At 39.3% G+C, this 22,802-nt stretch carries 22 protein-coding genes; 15 read left to right on the top strand and 7 right to left on the bottom strand.

Annotation, left to right across the window (positions count from 1 at the left end):
- The first annotated feature begins 386 nt into the window (after positions 1-386).
- The 7 genes from ruvX to DRW42_RS15425 all read left to right on the top strand — a co-directional run bounded on the left by ruvX (position 387) and on the right by DRW42_RS15425 (position 5,515).
- Positions 387-803 (top strand): Holliday junction resolvase RuvX, encoded by a 417-nt coding sequence (gene ruvX / locus DRW42_RS15395; protein WP_113949715.1) that lies wholly within the window; start codon positions 387-389, stop codon positions 801-803.
- Positions 804-810: 7 nt separating this feature from the next.
- Positions 811-1,449 (top strand): O-methyltransferase, encoded by a 639-nt coding sequence (locus DRW42_RS15400; protein WP_113949716.1) that lies wholly within the window; start codon positions 811-813, stop codon positions 1,447-1,449.
- Between the two features lie 78 nt (positions 1,450-1,527).
- Positions 1,528-2,199 carry a glucosaminidase domain and LysM peptidoglycan-binding domain-containing protein gene (locus tag DRW42_RS15405; RefSeq protein WP_113949717.1) on the top strand — a complete coding sequence of 224 codons (672 nt, stop codon included), beginning with the start codon at positions 1,528-1,530 and terminating at the stop codon, positions 2,197-2,199.
- A gap of 254 nt (positions 2,200-2,453) precedes the next feature.
- The gene (locus DRW42_RS15410; protein WP_113949718.1) at positions 2,454-3,296 is read left to right on the top strand and encodes a glucosaminidase domain-containing protein; all 843 of its coding nucleotides are present in this window, start codon (positions 2,454-2,456) and stop codon (positions 3,294-3,296) included.
- 48 nt (positions 3,297-3,344) lie between these two features.
- Positions 3,345-4,097 carry a hypothetical protein gene (locus DRW42_RS15415; RefSeq protein ID WP_113949719.1) on the top strand — a complete coding sequence of 251 codons (753 nt, stop codon included), beginning with the start codon at positions 3,345-3,347 and terminating at the stop codon, positions 4,095-4,097.
- Positions 4,098-4,099: 2 nt separating this feature from the next.
- Positions 4,100-4,417, top strand: a complete 318-nt coding sequence (locus DRW42_RS15420) for a hypothetical protein (protein WP_244215294.1) — start codon at positions 4,100-4,102, stop codon at positions 4,415-4,417.
- Between the two features lie 93 nt (positions 4,418-4,510).
- A complete protein-coding gene (locus DRW42_RS15425) occupies positions 4,511-5,515 on the top strand; it encodes a DUF3078 domain-containing protein (RefSeq protein ID WP_113949720.1) in 1,005 nt (334 codons plus the stop codon).
- A gap of 2 nt (positions 5,516-5,517) precedes the next feature.
- Here DRW42_RS15425 and DRW42_RS15430 read toward each other — a convergent pair whose 3' ends face one another.
- Positions 5,518-6,249 (bottom strand): SIP domain-containing protein, encoded by a 732-nt coding sequence (locus tag DRW42_RS15430; RefSeq protein WP_113949721.1) that lies wholly within the window; start codon positions 6,247-6,249, stop codon positions 5,518-5,520.
- A gap of 96 nt (positions 6,250-6,345) precedes the next feature.
- On the opposite strand from DRW42_RS15430, the gene DRW42_RS15435 reads away from it, so the two are divergent.
- Positions 6,346-7,335: a helix-turn-helix domain-containing protein gene (locus tag DRW42_RS15435; protein ID WP_113949722.1), complete on the top strand. Its 990-nt coding sequence runs from the start codon at positions 6,346-6,348 to the stop codon at positions 7,333-7,335.
- 69 nt (positions 7,336-7,404) lie between these two features.
- On the opposite strand, the gene DRW42_RS15440 is transcribed toward DRW42_RS15435, so the two are convergent.
- The 3 genes from DRW42_RS15440 to DRW42_RS15450 all read right to left on the bottom strand — a co-directional run bounded on the left by DRW42_RS15440 (position 7,405) and on the right by DRW42_RS15450 (position 12,634).
- A complete protein-coding gene (locus tag DRW42_RS15440) occupies positions 7,405-9,828 on the bottom strand; it encodes a DUF5916 domain-containing protein (protein WP_113949723.1) in 2,424 nt (807 codons plus the stop codon).
- 290 nt (positions 9,829-10,118) lie between these two features.
- Positions 10,119-12,275, bottom strand: a complete 2,157-nt coding sequence (locus DRW42_RS15445; protein ID WP_244215295.1) for a M56 family metallopeptidase — start codon at positions 12,273-12,275, stop codon at positions 10,119-10,121.
- Positions 12,272-12,634 carry a BlaI/MecI/CopY family transcriptional regulator gene (locus DRW42_RS15450; protein WP_113949724.1) on the bottom strand — a complete coding sequence of 121 codons (363 nt, stop codon included), beginning with the start codon at positions 12,632-12,634 and terminating at the stop codon, positions 12,272-12,274. The genes DRW42_RS15445 and DRW42_RS15450 overlap by 4 nt, the downstream gene beginning before the upstream one ends.
- Positions 12,635-12,841: 207 nt before the next feature.
- Between DRW42_RS15450 and ffh the strand changes: the two genes are divergently transcribed.
- Positions 12,842-14,179, top strand: a complete 1,338-nt coding sequence (gene ffh / locus DRW42_RS15455; protein WP_113949725.1) for a signal recognition particle protein — start codon at positions 12,842-12,844, stop codon at positions 14,177-14,179.
- Between the two features lie 835 nt (positions 14,180-15,014).
- Complete coding sequence (locus DRW42_RS15460) at positions 15,015-16,553, top strand: YifB family Mg chelatase-like AAA ATPase (protein WP_113949726.1); 1,539 nt, start codon at positions 15,015-15,017, stop codon at positions 16,551-16,553.
- A 3-nt stretch (positions 16,554-16,556) separates the two neighbouring features.
- On the opposite strand, the gene DRW42_RS15465 is transcribed toward DRW42_RS15460, so the two are convergent.
- A complete protein-coding gene (locus tag DRW42_RS15465) occupies positions 16,557-16,946 on the bottom strand; it encodes a hypothetical protein (protein WP_113949727.1) in 390 nt (129 codons plus the stop codon).
- Between the two features lie 113 nt (positions 16,947-17,059).
- Here DRW42_RS15465 and DRW42_RS15470 point away from each other — a divergent pair, with 113 nt between their 5' ends.
- From DRW42_RS15470 to DRW42_RS15480, 3 genes are all read left to right on the top strand, one after another.
- Complete coding sequence (locus DRW42_RS15470; RefSeq protein ID WP_113949728.1) at positions 17,060-17,731, top strand: hypothetical protein; 672 nt, start codon at positions 17,060-17,062, stop codon at positions 17,729-17,731.
- 77 nt (positions 17,732-17,808) lie between these two features.
- Positions 17,809-18,426 (top strand): XAC2610-related protein, encoded by a 618-nt coding sequence (locus DRW42_RS15475; RefSeq protein ID WP_147243757.1) that lies wholly within the window; start codon positions 17,809-17,811, stop codon positions 18,424-18,426.
- Between the two features lie 230 nt (positions 18,427-18,656).
- Positions 18,657-19,031 (top strand): hypothetical protein, encoded by a 375-nt coding sequence (locus DRW42_RS15480; protein ID WP_113949730.1) that lies wholly within the window; start codon positions 18,657-18,659, stop codon positions 19,029-19,031.
- A 50-nt stretch (positions 19,032-19,081) separates the two neighbouring features.
- Here DRW42_RS15480 and DRW42_RS15485 read toward each other — a convergent pair whose 3' ends face one another.
- A complete protein-coding gene (locus DRW42_RS15485; protein ID WP_113949731.1) occupies positions 19,082-19,336 on the bottom strand; it encodes a hypothetical protein in 255 nt (84 codons plus the stop codon).
- A gap of 93 nt (positions 19,337-19,429) precedes the next feature.
- Here DRW42_RS15485 and DRW42_RS15490 point away from each other — a divergent pair, with 93 nt between their 5' ends.
- Together DRW42_RS15490 and DRW42_RS15495 are read left to right on the top strand one after the other, a co-directional pair.
- The gene (locus DRW42_RS15490; protein ID WP_113949732.1) at positions 19,430-19,780 is read left to right on the top strand and encodes a hypothetical protein; all 351 of its coding nucleotides are present in this window, start codon (positions 19,430-19,432) and stop codon (positions 19,778-19,780) included.
- An 82-nt stretch (positions 19,781-19,862) separates the two neighbouring features.
- On the top strand, positions 19,863-21,245 hold the full coding sequence (locus DRW42_RS15495) for an MBL fold metallo-hydrolase RNA specificity domain-containing protein (protein ID WP_113949733.1): 1,383 nt from the start codon (positions 19,863-19,865) through the stop codon (positions 21,243-21,245).
- Positions 21,246-21,488: 243 nt separating this feature from the next.
- Here the strand turns inward: DRW42_RS15495 and DRW42_RS15500 are convergent, their stop codons facing one another.
- On the bottom strand, positions 21,489-22,736 hold the full coding sequence (locus DRW42_RS15500) for a glutamate-5-semialdehyde dehydrogenase (RefSeq protein WP_113949734.1): 1,248 nt from the start codon (positions 22,734-22,736) through the stop codon (positions 21,489-21,491).
- Between the last annotated feature and the right edge of the window lie 66 nt (positions 22,737-22,802).

Genomic DNA, 22,802 nt, shown 5'->3' on the forward strand with positions numbered 1-22,802 from the left:
TCACTCATGCTTCGCTCCGGGCTTTCCGTTCTATCAGGTTTATTTTACAAAACAGGTGGTTCTTAGCAAATTACACGCCCTGCAACCTTGCCCAAGCTGTAATGGCCTATCGCAATTAAACCTGATGGGAGCGGCAGCCCCGAAATGTGAGGGCTAAAGCGTACAGCAGGATCATCCTTACCCAAGCGCTACAGGTTTTGCTTTCCAAAAAATGAAAAAAGCCAATTAACCAAGTTTTCGATGCATATAATAGGTTAAATAAAGCTTGCGGTTTTTAAAGTCTGCTAGGTTAATACCGATTATTTCAAAAAGCTTACCTTTGGACTTTTAATTTTTAAACAGCCGTTAAACGCTCAGCGCCAAACGCCTTACGCTTAACTATTTTTATGGCACGGATCCTCGCATTTGATTACGGAACAAAACGCATCGGCATTGCGGTAACTGATCCTTTGCAGATTATTGCAACAGGCCTGGATACGGTACATCCTAAAGATGTGATCGAATATGTAAAAAAGTACATGCTTACCGAGCAGGTAGATGCATTTGTACTGGGCGATCCTAAACAAATGGACGGTTCGCCCTCAGATTCGGCACAACATGTAAAAGGTTTTGCCACGCTACTGAAAAAATCATTTCCCGATATCCCCAGGCACTGGGTTGACGAACGTTTTACCTCAAAAATGGCACACCAGGCCATTATGCAAAGCGGGTTAAAAAAAACCGACAGAAGGGACAAAGACCGGGTTGATACCATTGCGGCAACCATCATTTTACAATATTTTATGGAAAGTAACCGTTTATAACCAACAAATGAGCCTGATAAACGACGATTTACAAGATTTATTAATCGCCTATTGCGAGCCTGAAAGCGAATTGCTGCAACAGATAGACCGCGAAACCAACCTTAAAGTTTTAATGCCACGCATGATCTCTGGTCATTACCAGGGCAGGGTTTTGAGTATGCTCAGCAAAATGCTTTCACCCAAAAGGATTTTAGAAATAGGTACTTTTACGGGATATGCCACCCTTTGCCTTGCCGAAGGCTTAACCAAAGATGGTCTGTTATATACGCTGGATATTAATGTTGAGCTTGAAGATATGGTTCGCGGCAATTTTGCAAAATCTGTGTACAATGATCAGATTCATTATATCCTTGGCGATGCGACCAAAACAATAGCCGGTTTAAACGAAGTGTTCGATATTGTTTTTATCGATGCCGACAAGAAAAACAATGGCACTTATTACGACATGATTTTCGACCGTGTGCGCCCCGGAGGAATTATTATTGTGGATAATGTACTGTGGAGTGGAAAAGTACTTCAGGAGAAACAGGACAAAGACACCAGGAATATTACTAGTTTTAATGATAAAATAGCTGGAGATGAACGGGTTGAAAAACTAATATTACCTGTCCGCGATGGTTTGTTCGTGATCAGGAAGAAAATTTAACATATAAAGGTTAATCGGTTAATTGTTAAATCGGTTAATCGTACAGTTAACCAATTTAAACAGTTTGTACAGTTAACCATGAAAATTTTTATTTTTTGCCTGCTCTTTTTATCGGGAATTGCTGCCAAAGCACAAGATACTGACGATTATATAGCAGAACATGTAGAATACGCCCAGGAACTAATGCGGGATCACAAAATTCCGGCAAGCGTTATTTTAGCTGTTGCCATACACGAATCGGCAGCAGGAAACAGTAAAATTGCACAACACCTTAACAACCATTTTGGTGTAAAAGGCCCGAATAACAACGCAGAAATCCGCTCTTCGTATCGCGATTACCTGAATGCCGATGAATCTTACAGCCATTTTGTAGAAATTATGGAAACGCGCGAGCCTTTCAACAATCTTTTCGCAAAATACGATCAATACGACTATAAAGGCTGGGCTTATGGCATTCGTCGCTGTGGTTACGCCCGAAGCAGAAGCTGGGCCAGTCAGGTTATTGGTTTGATCAAAAAATATGAACTTTACCAATACGATGAAAGGCCAGAAGGTTATGAAGAGCCGGTTTACGCCACGCCGGTACGCCACCATAGCAGGGGTAGGAGGACAACAAAAACCTATACCGTAAAATCTGGCGATAACCTCAGCATTATTGCCAAAAAGAAAGGTACAACCGTTAAAAAACTGATGCAGAAAAACGGTATCAAAAAGGCAAATTTAAAACCAGGACAGAAGATTAAGTTTTAAGTTCACAGTTAACTTGTAAGTTAGCGTATGGCGCCCGGCGTTTAGCGCTTACTTTAACAATTAGCAATTTAACAATACAATTAACCAATTTAAACAATTAACCACTATTGGTAATAATCAAATTACAATGACCAAACTAGAGCAATCGGTCCAACAATTTAACAATTAAGCAATTTTACAATACAATTAACCGATTAACCAATTTAAACAGTTAACCATATTTAACAACCGATTTAAACAATTAACCCTATACAATGCGTTCATCCAATCATCTTATCCTACTAGCGGCAATCCTTGTTTTTTTGAGCTCATGCGGTACGCGGAAGTTTTCGAAAAACAACCGTAAAATCGAGAAGGAAGCCAATAAAGCCAACAATAATTCATACAAAAGCTATAATACCCTAAGTTATATCGACGAATTTAAAGGTGTAGCGATAGAGGAAATGAACTCAGCCGGTATCCCTGCAAGTATTACTTTAGCGCAGGGGATTTTAGAATCGGGTAGCGGAAACAGCGATTTAGCCAAGTATGCCAACAACCATTTCGGTATAAAATGTACTTCCGAATGGAAAGGGAAAAACTATTTCCGCGATGACGACCAGAAAAATGACTGTTTCAGGGTTTATAAAGATGCCCGGGAGTCGTTCAGAGACCACTCTGAATTTTTAAAACGCAAACGTTACAGTTTTCTGTTCCAGTTGGATAAAAACGACTATAAAAGCTGGGCACAAGGTTTAAAAACGGCAGGATATGCCACTAACCCTAAATACCCCGATCTGTTAATTAATACCATAGAGAAATATCAGCTTTACCAGTACGATCAACCAGAAAGTGAAAAGCAGAAAATCGCCCGCGAGGACAGGGTTTTTACGGAGATCAATCAGAACATCCCACAGGAAAAAGCGAAATTTACACCTGTTGATACGCCTCCCCCGGGTGCAAAGCCAATTGTTGCCGATGGCACCTACACTGTTGTTAAAGGCGATACGTTATATAATATTTCAAAACGTTTTAACTTAACGGTAGATGAGTTAAAAATGCTAAACGGAATAACTACAGACGGGATTAAATTAGGCCAGGTACTTAAGGTTAAATAATGTTAAGTACAAACATTGCCTGCCTAATATTTGTAGTTTTGTAACCTGATGAAATTTTTTTTCACCCTTATTATCCTTATAGGCCTCTCTAAGCTGTTGTATGCGCAAACAAAACCTGTGCAGGGGATTGTTATTGACAAAGAAACCAAACAGCGCCTGGCCAAGGTTTATATTTACAACATCCGTACAGGCGACGGTTTATATAACACCACCAAAGGCGAATTTAGTACCGTTGCCATACCCGGCGATACTTTGGTTGCGGCTTTATCGGGCTACGGGGTAGATACCATGGTTTTTAAAGGACAAACCGCCATGTATTTCCAGCTTAAAACATTGGGGATCAGGCTTCGTGATGTGGTTATCCAGCAGAAAAGATTAACGCCGCAGCAGCTTTACGAAAAAAATGTACAGGAATACCGCTACCAAACCATGAAAGGCAGCAGTAAAGATCTACTAAATCTCGGTAATGGTGGCGTAGGTTTGGGCATCGATGCCATTTACAACCTGTTGAGCCGCCAGGGTAGAAATGCCCGCCACCTGCAAAAAATCCTTGAAAAAGATTACCGTGAAGATTTGATCGATTACCGTTTCAATGCCAATCTGGTGCGCCAGGTTTTAGGGATACAAGGTGATGAATTAACTGATTTTATGCAGCAGTACCGCCCAACCTACCAGTTTGTGCTCGATGCAACAGATTATTCTTTTAATCAGTTTATACGGAACGCCTATAAAAGTTACAGGTTAAACCCAAAAGCGTTGCAACTGCCTAAGCTGCCAAAAATAACCATCGATAAACTGTGAGGGTGCCGATCATCATCGTTAAGAAACTTCCTGCAGCCGGCATGGCCATCTTTCCATTTATACTGCTAAAATCAAAAAGCTTTAAGAAAGATCCGGAAATCATCAACCATGAGAAAATCCACCTACGCCAGCAGTTAGAATTGCTTGTTTTTCCTTTTTATTTCCTATATTTTTTCAATTACCTCATCAATCTTTTTAAATATAAAAACCATGATAGGGCTTATCGGAACATCATTTTTGAAAGGGAAGCCTACGACCATGAAACCGACCTTAATTACCTGAAAAACGGACATTGGTACGGATGGATCGGAAAGATCTAACCCCTCTATTTTCTGTACATTTTCAATTGTCGATCTGACAATCATTTCGTTAAATGCTTTTTATCTCTGAAATTTTTCTTTTTCTTTGTAACAATGAAGAACTGTTTAGCTGCCATAATCCTGATTCTAAGTTTCTGCTCCATCCAATTACATGCACAGGAAATTGATACGATTCCCATCAATACCAAAGACCTGAACATTAAGTTGAAACGCAGTCCGCTGCCGAGCAGACAGGGGCCATTAAACTTCGAGCCTGTAAAAATCAAACCTTTGGTGGTTAATGCAAAAATCAATTACTGGAAAACCAAAACCAGTATCGGCATTAACGTTAACCAGGCACAGTTTAGCAATAACTGGAAAGGTGGGGGTACGAACTCTGTAGCCGTTGGTGGTTTGGTTAACTGGAAAGCAGAGTATAACAAAAACAGTTATAGCTATGTTAGCGAATTGGTTTTACAGTATGGAAAAATTAAAAACAAAGACCAGCTGCAAAAGAAAACCAACGACCGTATTTTTTGGGATAATAAGGCTTCTTTTCAACTATCTAAAAGTTGGTTCTTTTTCGGATCGGTAAGTTTCGAATCTCAGTTTGATAAAGGTTTCAGATATTACAGGGATGGCAATGGAGACGAGCAGGCTGTTTTAATTTCAAAATTTATGGCGCCGGGTTATCTAACCGAATCGATCGGTTTTGAATATAAGCCTGTAAAATATTTCTCCACCCGTATTGGTACAGGTACCGCCAGACAAACCTTTGTACTTGATACGGCGGTATACGACAGTAAAAATGAGGTATACGCGGTAGAAAAAGGAAAAAAGTTTAAAAATGAGCTGGCTTTCCAGGTGGTAAGTGCTTTTGATAAAGATATTTTCACCAATACTAACCTGAAAGCCAGATATGCCATGTTTATTCCTTATAAGGATTTTAAGGCCAGTAAAATTGACCACAGGCTGGATATTGCTTTAACAGCAAAAATCAACCGTTTTATGAACACCAGTTTAACAGGCGTATTACTATTTGATGATGATACAGGCACCAATAAAATACAGGCCAACCAAACGCTGGCCCTGGGTTTTGGCTTTACCTTCCCGAGGTAGCGTTAACCGCCACCAACTTTACCAATTTCCCAGTAAGGCATGGTAATAATTTGCCTGAAACTTACGCCCCTTTGTTTTAGGTAACGTTTAAACTGCTGTACCGATTTTGCCCTTCCGGTTAAATAAAAAGTTGCATTCTGCCACATTTCCCAACATAGGGGATGCATATTATCCATCCAGGTGATGGCATTTTTTGCCGGGGCATTTACATCTGATGGTACGGTATCAATTAATAATTTAAGGTGCCCAACCGAATTCAGGTTTTCTTCTTGAAGCTCCAGTACGCCAAAATATTCTACATCTTCTTCCATCACTTTTTTACCCAGCGATTCGTACAGGCCAAGGCTTGTTTCATCACCAAAAAAGAAATGCTGGTTAGAGGCTTCATTATATTTAACCTTCGCACGGTCTACAATCAGTTTTAAATGGTCTCCTTTTTGAATATTTACGGCCAGGTGATGACCCGGCCCCTGTCTGTTCAGGTAAAAAATTACCTCACAGGTTTCGTTCGCTTCATCATAGCCCGATAAGGTATAATGCCTGTATTCGTTGGCATTAACCCTTAGCAGCACTTCGTTTCCGGGTATAAATTTGGCATCAAAAAAGTCTCCTTTAAAGGTAACGCACTTTAAGTTGCTGCTTAACATTTTGGTTTCGGTAACTTCTACTTGATATATTTTATTGCTGATCACTTTTTCCATTGTGTTGGCCAGCCATGAAGGTAATTTAGGCATCGTATTCTTTTGTTTAGTAACTTTGAACAAAAGTAGTTGTCTAACAAAAGGATCTTTTTATACCAAAAGGATTAAAGTTTATATCAAAAGGATTTTATGGCCTTAAACATTTATGATAGCGACGATAGCTATTACATTGTAGGAGACAAACTCGATAATATTGCCCTTAATCAGGCATTGGTAACCGAACGAAGGAACAAATACAGTTTTCCGTTTGGCGATGCAGAGATTGTAGAGATCGCTTTTTCGGGGATTTACATTGTTTACGGCGATATGCTTGTGAAACAGAGCCGTTTGCGCATAAAATCTTTTGATGAACCCGATATGGTAGAGCTTCATTTCGCGCTTACGGGCGGAGGGATTATGGAAAATTACCTCACCAATAAACGTCTGGATATTAAAGCCAATCAGCATAATATTATCTATAGTCCTGATTTTGACGGCACAGCAGAGTTTGACACAGGCGGTCCGCATAAATTTTTTGAGGTAAATTTCGAAAGGTCGCGTTTTATCGATTTAACCAGCGAGAGCAGCATTTTGTTAAAGAATTTTGCCGAAAACATCATGAATAACCGCTCGGTAGAGATTTCGTCAGAAAACCTGCCGATTACGCTCGCTATGCACAGCTGCATTAACGATATTATGAACTGCCATTTTACAGGTGGATTAAAATTATTGTTCCTTCAATCTAAATGTCTGGAACTTTTAGCCTTACAGGCACAGGCATTTGAAGAGGCAGCCAAGAAAACAGAAAGACCGGCCCTGAAATCGGCTTATGATAAAGAAAGAATTTACTACGCCAGGGAATACCTGCTGGCCAATGCCAACCACCCGCCATGTTTAACCGAACTGGCCAGAATTGCAGGTATAAACGAATTTAAACTGAAACATGGCTTTAAAGAAGTATTTAAAAATACCGTTTTTGGCTATTTAAGCGATTATAAACTGATGAGGGCCAAAGAGCTCCTGGCAGATAACCGTAAAGACATCAAAAATATTTCGGATGATCTGGGTTATTCTTCGGTACAACATTTCAGCAATGCTTTCAGCAAAAAATTTGGAATAAGCCCTGGGAAAGCGCGTTGATTTAGTCCTGATTCGAAAGTTATTCCTGGCCTTGGGTTTAAACCCAAGGCCAGGAAAGAACCCAATCTATCATTCAAGTTTTTTCCTTTTCTTCTTCAAGTCAAGATAATCTACATAATACAAAACCTTAACCGAGAGGCTGTTGTTCTGCGGTGCATTCAAAATTCCGCTCAGGTTTTTATTGTAGCGCTCCGTATAATAAGTATCGTAAGTTTCGGCTGCATCTTTGTACGAAACAGACAAGGTGCTACCAGGTGCAAACTGCCAGGTATATATTAAATCGATGTTGAACACATTGTAATTTCTATCCAGTCCGCTTAGTGGTGCACCGGTATAATCCGTTAAATTGCCATCGGGTTTAAGCAGAAAATATTCTTTATTCCGCCTGTCGCTCCAATAATGCCTCAACACTACCGTAAAACCCATTAAATTGGTAAAAGTATATTTCGCATCGAACGAGTTTTCAACCGTCCGGCGGTCGTATTTAGAAAAAACAGCTTTATCGCCCTGCGCTGTTACCCAGTTTACATAATTGTAATTCGGATTAAAATTAAGGTCTAAACCAAAGGCGATTTTGTCATTTATCCGCAGGTTTTGGAAAAAGTAAAAGTTGTACTCTTTCCCTTTAAAAAGCTCCTGTTCCTTGTAACGGATGTTCCCTCCAAAGTTGTAGGCCCTGGCACGGTTTGGATTAATATATAGAGCGAAACCAAAACTTTCGGGTGCCTTATATACCTGCCCGTTTCTCGATTCATAGAAATCATTTTTTGCAGCAGTATAAATGCCATTTATTTCTGCCGACCAAAGGTTTTTGAATTGAACATAAGGACCACCTTCTACTGAAAAAGTCTGAAAACTGCCCGGCATCGCCCTTCTCGAGTATAAAATATTAAAATAGCTTAAAAACTGATTATACCAGCTGCTTGGCTTGTAAATATTGTAATGAAAATCCAGTACCTGATCTAAAAAATTGTTATTGGTAAAAAAGCCTAAATCAGAGGGATCGAATTTATCATCGGCATATTGCTGCGAATAGCTCCAAAGGAAATTACCGCTCTGTTTACCGAACTTAACGCCGTAACTATATCCGGTGCTGGTTTCTTTACCCTTTAAATAACTCATTTTACCACTGCCGTTAACAAAATATTTATTGCCTTTATTGTTCAGGTTAAACAGCAATGCCGTTACATTGGCATCGTAAGCCGAGCCCTGCCTCAACACATTGGAATTGATAAATGTTGCCGAACTGTTGTTTTTGAGCGACTGGTCGAAAACCAGGATATTGTAATTGGTAAGCGGTTGTGTTTCTACCCTACGCAGGTTACCCTGCGCATCTTCTACTTCTGTTTCCATACGATTGGTAACTGCATTAAAAATCCCGATACCCAGGCCTTTTGCTGTACGACCCGAAATTTTTGTGGCATTTAATACCTTGGCTTCCGTTTGATCTTTTATAATTTTATCATTGCCCACGCCACTGTAATCATAATAAGAAGGGATAGAACCGATACGTTTCGAATAAAACAGATCGCCTTTGTTGAAAAGCTCGGTCCCTTCCGTAAAAAACTGCCTGTTTTCGTTAAATTTTACTTCAAAAGGAGTAAGATTCAGGATCCTGTTATCCGATTGTACCTGACCGAAATCAGGCACTAGAGTCATATCCAGGGTAAAGCTGTTATTGATCCCGTATTTTACATCCATCCCACCGTTAAACCTTGATGTTGTGTTTTTTACGCCGGGCAAATTAACCGGATAATGATTAACATAAGCCGATATGTATGGCGAAAAAGATAACCTTAAAGGTGGCTTGATATCTTTTATACCCGTCCAAAGGCCTTCCTGGTTGATAAAACCATTCACTTTAGGATCAACAAAATTCCAGAAAGTTTGCGTATTGCTCCGCTGGATCCTGCGGCTAAAATTCAGGCCCCAGTTCTGGATATCTTTGCCAGAGAAGCGCAAAGCGGAATAGGGGATTTTTATTTCGCAGGTCCAGCCTTTATCATCCAGTTTAACAGCACTTTCCCACACGGCATTCCAGTTGGCATCTTCATCACCCACCTGCGAGTATTTGGCATCAAACTGTACACCCGCAGCCGTAACAAAAAAGCCATTTCCATTCATTTTATCATAAAACGGATCTACAATGATTGAAATGAAATCGGCATTGCCAATATTATCCCTCGAAACCAGCTCGTGCGAAACACTATCAGGATGATCGTACATGCGGGCATAAACATAAATCGCAACATCATCGTAAAGCACTTTCATTTCTGTCCGCCGGTCATGGGTTTCTACTCTACCAGGATTGGGTCTGATCTGAAAAAAATCGGTGGCAACTGGAACATTGTTCCAGCATTCATCATCCAAAACACCATCAATTTTAGGTATTTGTGATGTCCTTTTAGCATCCAATTGCTTTTGTTTTGAAATATCCTGGGCAGAACAAAAAGCACAGATAAGCAGAAAAAAAACAGAAATGTAGCGTTTCATTAGTTCAGGTTAATTGAATATAAGACTGCTTCGATTACGAAATGTTGCATCAAAACAGAATATAATTGAGGGATTTGTCTCTTCTACCATGACAGACTGCATTAATCAGGCTTGATATCCTTTAAATCAAGATATGTTTTTGGAGAAAGACAATAAAGTTCCGGGTTGCTCAATATTTAAGCGACCGGCTTTTTTAAGAAATAATTGTTTTTTGAAAGATAAAACCTGTGCAACTATTCCTGGTACCGAAGTACCAAAAATAGTTGTTTTGGTTTATTGGTAGCGGAATGCTAATTTATAGCAAGTACCTTCATTTTGATATAATCTTCAATAGAATTGTAGTTATGTCCCTTTTTTTTCATTGAGCCTACAAATACGGGGGAGGTTCCGGTTGCTTTTGCAGATATAATATCATCTACACTCAAATTTTTAAAGCCCAGTTTTTTAAACTCGCTAAAATCAGAAGCAGCTACATTCAAAGATTTTAAAGAGATGATCTGTTCAGAAGTTAAATCAGCTAAACCCGCTGTTTTAAAGCTTGCATAATAATCAGGAGTAACCCCTAAAGATTTCATAGCGATTAAATTACCGTCAGATACTTTCAGCCCCAGGGCCGAGAAACCTGTGTAATAATCGGCAGTCACCCCTAACGATTTCATGGCAACCAGGTTTTCTTCCGTAACTTTTAAACCTTTGTCTGCAAAGCTTTTAGCATAATCAGGGGTAATATTCATTACCTTTTTAGTAATCAGCATGTTTAGCTTTTCGTCTTCATCAGTGTCTTCTCTTTCATTTTTTCGAGGAGTTTTATCTGGCTTTGCTTTTACAGGCGCTGTTTGTGCATTTGCTGCCCGGCTTTCTTCATCGGCTGCTTTAGCATTTTTAAGGTATTCGCCGGTAATGCCCTGCGATTTGAAGGTGATCATTTTTTCAGCCGTTAATTTGGTAAAGCCTGATTCTTTAATGCCCTTTATAAAATCGGCATCAACATCCAGGGCTTTTAAGGGTATCAGCTCACTAAGGTCTGCATTTGTTAAACCTGCCGCTTTCAACGATTTGATATATTCAGGTGTTACATTTAAAGCAGCCAAAGGGATCAGGTTATCTTTAGAAATATCATTGTATCCCATTGCTTTTATCCCGCTAACATAACTTCTTTTTACATTAACCATAAAAAACACCAGGTTATCTTTCGCCCTTACATTGCTTACACCCTCTTTGGCCAGGAAGCTGGTAAAATCTTCATTAGCGCTAAATTTGTAACTGCCCATGCCCGTATTGTTATCAAATTTTCCGGTAAAATTCATGGTTCCGGCATCCCGGGTAACCGAGAAAGTGCCTTCGTTTCCCTTTGGCAGGTTTTTAAGTTCTGCCAATGAAAAAGACTGACTGCTGTTGTTATTTTTCCCATCTTCGTCTGATTCAAAACGGATATGTACCTTATCGCCTTTAATAGTGGCAAACCAGGTACCATCGTTTTCCATCAAGTTAAATTTTCCAGTATTTTTTACCTTGGTGCTATTTTTTCCATAAGCCACCGGCTCGTTAAGAAATGCGATAAATACCAAAAACAGTGGTAAAATAAAGAGGTATTTCCACGTAGAATTTACGTTTGATTTTTTTGAGTTCATCATAACTAATCTTTTTTTAAGGATGGATTGATTGTAATTAGTAGTCAAACTTGCTGGAAAATGTGGGGCCGACACTTTTACCAAACTCATTTGATAGCTGGCTGGTTCTATATTTGAGCTGGCCAGCAGTTCATTATCCGTTAAAAATTCGAGGTTGTCTTCTATTGCCTTCCTGTACATCCAGCCAAAAGGATTAAACCACTGAAAAACCAAGGCCAGTTCGGCGATCAAAATATCATAGCTATGCCCTTGCTGGATATGGATTTTTTCGTGCAGGATAATTTGGTTATAAGTATCCCAATCGTACTTTTCGGGATTAATAAAAATGTTATTGGCAAACGAGCAGGGTGCCTGGTTACCGGCCAGTTCAACAATTCTGAAACGGCCATCAATAATTACCGGCCTCGAGTATGCGCGGTAAAGCAAAACACAAAGCTGAAACACAAAGTTGATGGCAAATACAATTACGCCCAGCCAATAAGCCCATAAAACCAGTTTTAAGATAGAAATGTCTTTAAAGAAAGAATTGTTTGCATTGTTCTCCGTGCTGTTTGTAGCCTTAACCGTTTGCTTTTGCTGCGGTACGTCTACCACAGCTGCCTTTGGCTCATTTACGATAAGGGCTGCTTTTACATTTGCTTTTCTGAAAGACAATTGCTCAGGCACCGGCATAAAGGGCAGGCTAAAAGACAATACCAAACAAATAAGCAATACATACCTGTTTAAAGGAAAAAAGGTTTCGTTTTGCAATAAAAGCTTGTAAAATATCAGGCAGCCTGTTAAAATCAGGGCTACACTCAACACGTAGAACATCATGGTTTCTTGGTTTTAATGAGGTTAACGATTTCTGTTAATTCATCTTCTGATAAATTTTGTTCTTTGGCAAAAAAGGCCAGCATACGCGGATAAGAATTATCGAAGTATTGGCTTACTACATCCTTTAACGCGTGTTTCTGATATTCTTCCCGTCCAATAACCGGAAAGTAACAGAACATGTTGCCAATTACATCATGACCTAAAAAGCCTTTATCTTCCAAAATTTTTACCATCGTGGCCACGCTGTTATAGTGGGGCTTAGGTTCGGGCAGTAAAGGGATAATATCCCTGATAAACGCCTTTTCTACTTCCCAAAACACCTGCATAATCTGCTCTTCTCTTTTTGCTAATTTGATCATGTTGTAAAAATTGATAAACAAACATACTACTAATTTATTAATAGCAATACTAATCAATTAGTATTAAAGTAACTTTTGTATTACAATTAATTTTTGATTCGCTATATTTTTAAAAATCAGGCGTTAAAATTGCCGTTTAATTACGATTGAACTCTATTTTAGGCAAAAAAACAATATCTTTGCATTTACAAAAATTTGTACCCAATTATGTTTGATAATTTACAGGACAAGCTAGACAGAGCATTTAAAGTATTAAAAGGACAAGGCAGCATTACGGAAATAAACGTGGCAGAAACCATGAAAGAGATCCGTAAAGCGTTATTGGATGCCGACGTAAATTATAAAACAGCAAAAGCATTTACCGATGATGTAAGGCAAAAAGCGTTAGGACAAAATGTATTAACAGCGGTTTCTCCCGGCCAGTTGCTTACCAAAATAATGAACGATGAACTTGCGGCCTTAATGGGTGGCGAGGTTACAGAGTTAGATACTAAAGCAAATCCAACCATCATATTAATTGCAGGTTTAAACGGTGCGGGTAAAACTACCTTCGCTGGTAAACTGGCATTACACTTAAAAGGCAAGGGTAAAAAGCCTTTATTGGTTGCCGGAGATATGTACCGCCCTGCAGCGGTAGATCAGTTAGAGGTTTTAGGAACATCTGTTGGTGTATCGGTTTATGCCAACCGCGATTCAAAAGATCCTGTTGGTATTGCCTTAGAAGGTATTGCACACGGTAAGCAAAACGGAAATAACGTTATTATTATCGATACAGCCGGTCGTTTGGCCATTGATGAGTCGTTAATGAACGAGATCTCAGAGGTGAAAGCCAAAACAAATCCGCATGAGATATTATTCGTAGTAGATTCGATGACCGGTCAGGATGCGGTAAATACAGCAAAGGTATTTAATGATCGTTTGGATTTTACCGGTGTGGTTTTAACCAAATTAGATGGTGATACCCGCGGTGGTGCGGCCCTTTCAATTAAATCGGTGGTTAATAAACCGATTAAATTTATTGGTACCGGCGAGAAAATGGAAGCATTGGATGTTTTCTATCCTGATCGTATGGCATCGCGTATTTTAGGTATGGGTGATGTGGTTTCGCTTGTTGAACGTGCGCAGATGCAGTTTGATGAGAAAGAGGCTGCAGAATTACAGAAGAAAATCCGCAAAAATAAATTCGATTTCAACGATTTTTACAACCAGATCCAGCAGATCAAGAAAATGGGTAACATGAAAGATCTGATGGGCATGATACCTGGTGTGGGTAAAATGATGAAAAACGTGGATATCCAGGACGATGCTTTTAAATCGATCGAAGCCATTATTAATTCGATGACCCCGTTTGAGAAAGAAAATCCGGATGCCATCCAGCAAAGCCGCCGTTTACGTATTGCAAAAGGTTCGGGCAGCAAAGTTGAGGAAGTAACCAAGCTGATTAAACAGTTCGAAGATATGCGTAAAATGATGAAGCAGTTTTCTAACCCTGCAGCCGCAGCAGCCATGATGAAAGGTATGCCTAAAATGCCTTTCGGAAGATAGGTTTTAGCTGAAAGGTTAAAGACAAAAGCATAAAGCTATAATCGCCGCGTCGTGCTGAACTTGTTTCAGCATCTGTTATATAAAAAGAATCCCGATCAGAAATGATTGGGATTTTTTGTTTCGTGGCTTAAGATAATGGCAGTAAATCCTCTCTTTGTCATCCTGAGTAAAGCGAAGGATCTTTAAAACCTGAGTTCGATTATTAATTTTTGTTTAAAAGTCTCCCGCGAATATTTTCAACGTACAGTCGTCACGCCTGATCCGATTGCTATCGGATTTATTTCAGGGCCGATCTAGCAGGAAAGATGCTGATCCCGAAAATTCGGGACAGCATAACGATCGCTCTAGGAAATTAGGCTAAAACTAATCAAAACGCATAAATATTAATCTAACTCAGGTTTAAATGATGTTTTTAGAAAATGTTAGGTCCTGTTCGTTTGGCGGTCAGCACTCCCGCTTTCCGCTCCAAGTCCTCGCTGCGCTGCGGGCTTTTGCTCCAATCGGGTTTAGGTACAACGGTTTGATGCCTGTGGCACCCTAACAGCAGGCCATTCACGGTAAACCTGACAGTAGCGGGCATCCCGATTCTTCATCGGGATAAAGCGGATGGCAGGGCAAAAGTTGCCAAGAATTACTGAGCATTCATTTCCAAATACCCTCATCTAAACAACCATCATTTCGACCATAGCGGAGAGATCCTTCGCGAAAAACTTTAATAATATTTCAAAGTCAACACTACTACATCAACTTTGAAATAAATAAAAAATCACTATATTGGTTTCCATATTCATCCCGAATAATTTACATCCCACTTTTATTTTTTAATTAAATACGAATGCTTGTAAAAACATACGGGAGTGCTGTTTATGGCGTAAATGCACTAACCATAACCATCGAAGTGAATATCAGTGCCGGCACCAAATACTACATGGTAGGCCTGCCCGATAATGCCGTAAAAGAAAGTTTGCGGCGTGTGGCCAGCGCCATCAACATTTCGGGCCTGCGCATGCCGAAGCAGAAAATTGTGGTCAATCTGGCCCCTGCTGATATCAAAAAAGAAGGTTCCTCTTACGACCTGCCCATTGCCATCGGCATTTTAGCTGCATCGGGGCAAATCCCCCACGATGAACTGGAAAACTATTTCATTATGGGCGAACTTTCCTTAGATGGAAGCATCCAGCCTATAAAAGGCGCCTTGCCCATTGCCATACAGGCCCAGCAGGATGGTTTTAAAGGTTTCATTTTACCCAAACAAAATGTACGGGAAGCAGCCGTTGTTGATGGCCTCGAAGCTTACGGAGTAGACAATCTTGCACAGGTAGCTGCATTTTTCAACAAAAGCGAAACATTAGAACAGGTTAAAGTTGATACCAAAGAAGAATTTTTAAAAAATATCAATAACTACGAACACGATTTCTCAGATGTTAAAGGGCAAGAAAATATTAAACGGGCACTCGAAATTGCTGCCGCTGGCGGGCATAATGTGATATTAATTGGTCCGCCGGGAGCGGGAAAAACCATGCTTGCCAAACGCCTGCCAACCATTTTACCGCCATTAAATTTAAACGAAGCACTCGAAACCACCAAAATTCATTCTGTTGCCGGCAAACTTTCTGCTGCCGATTCGTTAATGACCTCGAGGCCATACCGTTCGCCGCACCATACCATTAGCGATGTGGCTTTGGTAGGCGGAGGAATAAACCCACAGCCGGGCGAAATATCGCTTGCCCATAATGGCGTATTGTTTCTGGATGAGCTACCAGAATTTAAACGCACCGTTTTAGAAGTAATGCGACAGCCGCTGGAAGATCGTAAAGTTGCCATTGCCAGGGCAAGGTTTTCAGTCGAATATCCGGCCAGCTTTATGCTGGTGGCTTCGATGAATCCTTGTCCATGTGGTTTTTATAATCATCCCGAAAAAGACTGCGTTTGTGCTCCCGGCGTAGTTCAAAAATACCTCAGTAAAATATCGGGGCCACTGCTAGACCGCATCGACTTACACGTAGAAGTTACGCCGGTTAACTTTACTTCCCTTGCTTCTTCAGCTGATGCTGAAAAAAGCGACATCATTAGAAATCGTGTAATCAAAGCCCGCGAAATTCAGGATAAACGTTTTGCTGATAAACCCGAATTGCATTCCAACGCACAAATGAGCCCAAAAATGGTACGTAAAGTATGCGAAATAAATGAGGATGGGATCATCCTTTTAAAAAACGCGATGGAGCGCCTGGGCTTATCCGCACGCGCTTACGACAGGATTTTAAAAGTAGCACGCACCATTGCCGATTTGGCCGGAAGCGAAAATGTAGAACTCGAACACCTCGCCGAATCCATCAATTACCGCAGCTTGGATAGGGATGGTTGGGCAGGGTAATGTTTAGCCCCTGCATACTGCCGTTAAAATAAACTCGGTATCAAATACAACACTATAACTAAGATAATCCAAAATAAATCCAGAATGGGATTCTAACGAAAATGCCAATGTATATGTAATGTGATTAGACACATAAGAATGTTGTCCTGTATCTTCTATTGTAATCTCGTCAAGTTCAAAATATCCTTGTTTTTTTTCATATTCATCTTTAAAAATCTGATTAGTAAATGGGACTAAGACATTTAGTGCTTTATTAATAATAACTTCTATATTTTCAGAGATTAGAAAAGTTGTCATCGATAGAAATTCATTCTTATTTCCTTTTAAGTTTTTAATTTCAAAATGCAAAGGAATCTTATTCTTATAATGTATATATGTTGTTGTATTTATCATATAATCTTAATGGATTATTAGTAAATATAGCTAGAAAAGATAAATTGCAGTTTTGGAGATTATACTTTCACTTAAAGAGATTTGTAATGAATCTTTGCACAAGAAACAGCCCTATGAAAAAATCAATTTTTGCGCTTTTTAATTTATTAATAATTTCCTTTTATGGCTCCAGCCAAACCTTGCCCGATTTTGCAGCACCAAAAAATTACAAGTTAGTCCTCGAAACCAAAGGCGATTTAGATAAAGATGGCATAGAAGAAATAGCATACGCCTTTGATACCGATAAACCTGACGGCAAAGACGGGCTAAAAAGAATCCTCTATATCTGCAAACAGGTTGACGGAAAAATTAAACTCTGGAAAAGCAACAGTACCATTTTACGCAGCAACAAAGATTGCGGTTTCTGTATTGATGCGGGGGTTAACCTTTCGATAAAGATTAAAAATAATACCCTGATTACCGAGCAAACATTTAACCACAACAGCAGACATTTTACTACCTGGAAAAACATATACCGCTATCAAAATAACGATTGGTTTGTAATCGGCTCTACCATGAAAGATTACGACACCTGCGATTTTGATTACCAATACGATATTAATTTCTCTACGAAACAAGTCAATGTTGCTTATACTTACGGAAGTTGTGATGACGACAGAAAAATACCAAAAGATAGTTTTTACAATTTTAAATATCCATTTAAAGTTATTCCAAAAATGGATGGTTTTGCTCCCGGAAGGGCAGAATTAAAAATTCCGAAATCCGATCGGTATTTTTATTATTAAACAACATGTGGTTATCGACTTCAATACAACTCGCTCGAAATGATGATATGTGGAAAACAGTTTTTTTAAATTTGAATATGAATAAGATACTTTGTTTACTCCTGATGCTTATTTCCAGTCACTTATTCGCGCAGAAAATATTTAATCAGCCAAATGCAAAAGGCACCTGGCAATACGTGTATCCCTTTCAGGATAAAAGCTATGTGCTTGCAATACAAAATGGAATAAATGAAAAAGAACCCGTTGGAGAGGATATAAACACTAATATATATTTCGGCAAAAGCAGCCCGACAGCTGATACAATTTTTTGGAAAGAGCAAGTATATTTAAAATTGATCAACGACAATATTTCCTATGAAGACTATAATGGAGATGGCGTTAAGGATATTGTTATTTTTTCGGAAACAGGAGGCCGTGGCGGCAATGCCTTTTACCATTTATTCCTCCTAGCGCCCAAAAACAAAAAAATCATCAGGGTTAAAAATTTCGAAAACATTGTGAATCCCGAATATAACAGGAAACATAAAGTAATTGTTTCTTACGGCCTATCCGGCACAAACCACTATAGCATTTATAAAATTTCGAAGGATAATAGAGCCTTTCAGATCGGCAAAAGTTTTGAAGATACCTTTGATAGCGATCCTACAGAATTGGATAAGAGGATTATAAAAATTTTGAAAAAATCTGTCTATTAATTACGATTATTTTGAAAAGAATCCGTGACCAACTGTTTATTCTTGTACAGCATAAAAATTTAGCTTCCAACAACTAAAAAACAACTCAATAAACTCATTATAAGCAATTTAAAATTTAACAGGCTACATCAAATTACTATGATTTAATGGGTAATAAATTTTCTTTGGCATAGTCATTGTCAAAGGACTGTTACATTTATTACCTATTTAAAATAAAAAAAGTGAAAGAGATGAAAAAGATAGTTCAAATTTTAAGCATGCTTTTAATAGCATTAACCGTAATGGTATCGTGTAAGAAAGATACCGATCCTGCCGATCGCGATTTTTTTGTGGGCACCTACAATGGAACGGTTTCTTACCGTAACGGTGAAACAACCATTAACAGTAGCGATGGTAAAGTAACCGTAAGTAAAGTTGGCGAAACCTATAATTTTTACTTCGGCAACAGCATCCCTGACATTACAGGCGTAAAGTTTGAAAAAACCGGCGACAACAGCTATGTGAGTATTGGTTCGGGTTTAACCGGAATTAGCATTGATGCCAGCAACCTTAAAATCCTGGTATCGAAAGATGGACAAACCTGGACGGCAAACTGTACAAGGTAAGCCATCATAACACAAAAAAGGCCCGATCAAAAAAATCGGGCCTTTTAATTTTATAATTCCTCTTCTTCCTCATCATCTTCTTCAGGCACATAATTTTCAATCGCCTGCCCAATGGCATTCACTTCTTCATCTTCTTCAAAAATCGGAAGCTCTGTTTTATAATCCATTTTCAACCAGATTGATGAAGTATCCTTTTGGATCTGAATATATTCCCTGCCATCTTTAAAAATAGTATAAGAATCATTTCCTTCAGGAAAAACTGAATAATTGATCGGGCCGATTTCGATATCGAAAGGTTCTTGCATAACAGATATTTTTTGACAAAGATAAAAATCTTTTTGTTGAGGTAACTAGCCATAAACTAGACTTTACTATCTTTATCCTCATAAATTTAACCTATGGATTTTTCAAAAGCAGACAATAAAGTTGCCCGAAAATTATTCGAAGTAGCTTTACAACGGGAACTAAAAAAGGAAATGCAGTTATTCTCCGAAATTTTAGACCAATGGAAAACGCAACAGCCCGAAGACAACAGAGATGATTATTATAAAATTTTTTCTGCAGTAACAGATTTTGATAAACATATTGCCAGAAGGTACGACGGACTTAGAAATTCATGGTTTTTAGGTACCGTAACTGCCCTTCTCGTAGAGAAAATCATTACAACAGCTGATTTAGAAGATTTTTCAGAAGAGGGAAAAAGTCAAATATTAAGAAATCTCCGATTCAGAGAAGAAAATCAACTATAATTAAAAAATTACGCCTGATTGTTTAAAAATCCCATCATTTATACTACTTTACGGCTAAAGAATTTACGCGAAAGATAAGAAGATGAAGTTAACGTTTTGGGGCGCAGCGCAACAAGTAACAGGGAGTATGCACTTACTCGAAATCGGGCATTATAAAATACTGATAGATTGCGGATTAGATTATGAAAAAGAGACCTATCAGGAAGAAAACCAGCAATTCCCCTTCGATCCGGCAAGTATTAACCTGGTAATTTTAACGCACGCACACATCGATCATTCTGGTAATCTGCCAACATTGGTACGCATGGGTTTCGATGGTCAGGTGCTTTGTACACCGCCCACAGCCGATTTAACCTCAATATTACTGTTCGATTCTGTTGAACTCTTTTTAAGAAAAGCAGGACGAAAACCACGTACCAAACGTGGCAATTTCAGCGGTCCAAAACCTTTATACCTGCACAAACATGTGATGGATACCATCGATCGTTTTGTAACCATTGCTTTTAACAAACCTTTCAAAATAAATGGCGATATCAGCTTAACATTTGTGCCTGTTGGCCATTTGTTGGGTGCCGCAGCGGCTATTTTAACCATAAATGATAACGGTATTGAGAAAAAAATAGCTTTTACAGGCGACATCGGCAGAGAAAACTATCCGGTTCTGGTAAACCCTGAACCTTTACCCGAAGTAGATTATGTGGTGAGTGAAGCTACCTACGGTGGCAGGATGCATACCAAAGACCAGACACTGGAAGAGCGTCTGGTACAGGAAATTACCGAAGCCTGCATTAAAAGTCCCGGTCGATTGATTATTCCTGCATTTAGTATCGGCCGTACGCAATCGCTTGTATTCGCACTCAACCAGATTTTTACCAAAAAGCTATTACCACCAATCCAGATCTTTGTAGATAGTCCGATGGCTATCCAGGCAACAGAGGTTTACCGCAAACACCATAACCTGGTAAATCAGGAAGCGAAAGATTTTTACCAGACGATGGGTGACGAGTTCGAATTTGAACACCTGGCCTACGTGCAAACCATGAAAGAAAGTAAGGATGTTTCCAATTATTTCGATCCCTGCATTATCATTTCATCTGCAGGCATGTTAGAAGGCGGAAGGATCCAGGATCACTTATATTATAACATCCAGAATTATTATTGTACCATACTTTTCATTGGTTATTGCGCAAAAGGAACGCTCGGCTACAAATTATTAAGTGGCGCACCAATCGTAAGAATTAAAGACCGCGAAATGATGGTATACGCCACCATTCGCCAAACCGATCTGTTAAGCGGCCACGGCGATCATAACGATCTGGTAAAAACCATTAAACAAACCGGACAGCCGAAAAAGGTTTTCCTGGTACATGGTGAGGATAAAAGCCTGCAAAGTTTATCGCTGGCACTACAGGAAGACGGTTTTAATGTAGAAGTACCTGAAAGGGGACAGGCTTTTGAGATTTAATCGATGGCTTTCGATAAAAAGCGTCGTCATCTCGACTGAAGCAAAGCGGAACGGAGAGATCTATCTCGAGACAGATTTCTCGGCTGCGTTACACTCCGCTCGAAATGACGGGAATTATAGAAGGTGGATTCACCACCATTTACACGCTACAGCACTTCGACCATTAAGAAATTAAGAACATTAAGGTTTTATTGGTCATTGTAAATTGGTCATTCAATCCCATTTTCCATCTTACATCAAACGTCACTTCCTGATTTGTCCGTCACCCCTTACCACCCACTTATAACTTGTTAACTCTTCTAAACCCATAGGGCCACGGGCATGAAGTTTCTGTGTGCTGATTCCTATTTCGGCACCAAGGCCAAATTGTGCGCCATCGGTAAAACCGGTAGAGGTATTGGCATAAACCGCAGCAGCATCTACTTCATTTAAAAACCGGGTTATATTTTCCGCATCTTCAGAAATAATGGCTTCGCTATGCTTGGAGCTATAATCGGCAATATGGTTCAAAGCTTCAGTTAAATCAGCTACGATTTTAATCGCTAATTTTAGCGATAAAAACTCTGTACCAAAGTGTTCAGGAGCTGCCTGGTTTAAGAGATTCTCCGGATAGGAAGATTTTAATGCTTCATGGCTTTTTTCATCTGCATATAATTCTACATTTCCATCAGCTAAAGGAGATAAAAGTGCAGGCAGATCATTTAATCTGTTTTCGTTAACGAGTACACAATCTAACGAATTACAAACGCTCACCCTTCTGGTTTTTGCATTAAAAATAATGGCTTTACCCTTCTCTAAATCGCCCGATTCATCGAAATAAGTATGTACAATACCCGCTCCGGTTTCAATCACGGGGATTTTACTGTTTTCGCGCACATAATTAATTAACGATTGGCTTCCCCTCGGGATCAGCACATCAACAAAACCCCTTGCATTTAATAAAGCTTCGGTTGCAGCCCTTTCAGCAGGCAATAAGGTTAAAACATCGCGGTTAATTTGATGATTATCCAACACGCTATGTATCACCTTAGCAATGGCTAGATTAGAAAATTCGGCATCGCTACCACCTTTTAATACGGCAACATTTCCTGTTTTAAAACAAAGAGAAAATACATCAGCCGTAACATTCGGGCGGGCTTCATAAATCACGCCAACAACACCCAAAGGCACACTAACTTTTTGGATATGCAACTGATTATCGAGTATTTTATCAGAAAAGATTTTACCCAACGGACTATTTAAACCCGCAACATTTTTTAGATCATTCGCTATATCTGCAATCCGTGTTGCGCTCAGCTTCAATCTGTCGTATTTGGGGTCTTCGATCGGCATTTTAGCTAAATCTTTGGCGTTTTCCGTAAGAATTTCAGTAGTATTAGCCACTAAAGCCATAGCCAGCTCCCTTAAAACAGCATCTGTTGTTTCTTTGCTTAGGCTAATCAAAGTGCGACTAGCTTGTTTTGCTTTTTCGAAGTATTGTTTGTAATCCATTTTAATAGTATCAAGTACGAGGGGTATAAAGTATCAAGACTTAAATTGGTTTAAGTTGGCCATGCC

The sequence above is a fragment of the Pedobacter miscanthi genome (assembly GCF_003315595.1).
In the GTDB taxonomy this organism is placed as follows: Bacteria; Bacteroidota; Bacteroidia; order Sphingobacteriales; family Sphingobacteriaceae; genus Pedobacter; species Pedobacter miscanthi.